General features: G+C 46.6%; 2 protein-coding genes. Both read right to left on the bottom strand.

The features are described from left to right. The coding region (locus R7R24_RS24685; protein WP_318119723.1) for a hypothetical protein at window positions 1–916 on the bottom strand (916 nt) is incomplete at its 3' end. A gap of 74 nt (window positions 917–990) precedes the next feature. Beyond that, window positions 991–1185, bottom strand: a 195-nt coding sequence (locus R7R24_RS24680; protein WP_318119722.1) for an HIT domain-containing protein, incomplete at its 5' end; no start/stop codon positions are given.

Below are 1185 nucleotides of genomic sequence, written 5' to 3'. Positions count from 1 at the left end.
TGTCAAAAATAGGTAAATCAATACGCCAACCTTGCAAAGCCTCAACCACACCTTGCTCGTCAATCACAATGACGCGTCCTTGTGACTTATTTAACCCTGTCGGTGCCTTGCCATAGCGTTTTTCAAGCAGACGTAAGTCTTCACGCATACCGAGTTTTTTCGCGGCGTACATCGTGCTTTCAATAACTTGTTTGTTATCTGGCATCACAGCCAAAGCGCGACGGTAATCCACATAAGCGCTGTTAAGATCGCGTGACGCTTCGTACAACAAACCAGAAAGATAGAAGAGATAGCCGTTTTGCACCGCACTGAGTTTTTTCCCTGCGTCTGGATAACTCGCGAGCACGCTGCCTAAGTTGGCTGACATACCTTGGTTTTTTAGATCTTTTTCTGCCGACTTCAGCTCTTTTTCACGCGCTTTTCTCGCCGCTTCCTGAACTTGGTTGGCACGACGAACTTCGACGAGTGCGCCTTCTAAATCATTTTTTTGTAGATAGTTCAGACCAAGGTATAAATGCAAAAAGCCGAGTTCGTAGTCTGCAGGTTGGTATTCGTTAAGATTGTCGTTTACAGCAAGTGAACCTACGCTCGTCGCTGTTTCAGAAACAGAAATGGTTGCTCGGTCTTGTTGAACACGTACCGCGCGGTCGCTATCTTCGAGAGCTTTGAGGCTGGTTGGATAATCTTTCGCAAGGAATGAAATACGACCCTTTTCGAAATTGCCAAGGATCTCGCCACCGACGTCGCTCGATTGTAGTTGCTCAGCGTTGGCATAATTGCCAGCAACAACTGCCTGATAAACTTCTTGATTCTGGTCGCTGTAGTGGCTAAACAAATTGCCCGCAGACAAATTAGCGCAGCCAGACGCCATCAAGACCCAGCTAATCAGTCCAAACAGCTTCACACCTAATTTCACATTTATCTCCGCAAATGTGTGCTCAGAAAAGAATATAAATAGGGTGGCATAGGCACCACCCGTTTCAAATTAGCTTAGCTCAATACCATTGGACCTAAAGGACGACCGCCTAGTAGGTGCATGTGAATATGGTAAACCTCTTGGCCACCATGAGGGTTGCAATTAAGGATCAAACGGTAACCGTCTTCAGCAATGCCTTCTTCTTTCGCAAGCTTCTTCGCCACAGTGAATAGGCGTCCCATCATTGCTTCGTCTTCTGCTTCCACATC

This window comes from Vibrio sp. 704 (assembly GCF_033339295.1).
Note: the sequence above shows the minus strand (reverse complement) of the source record. Positions and strands in the feature narration are given on the sequence as shown.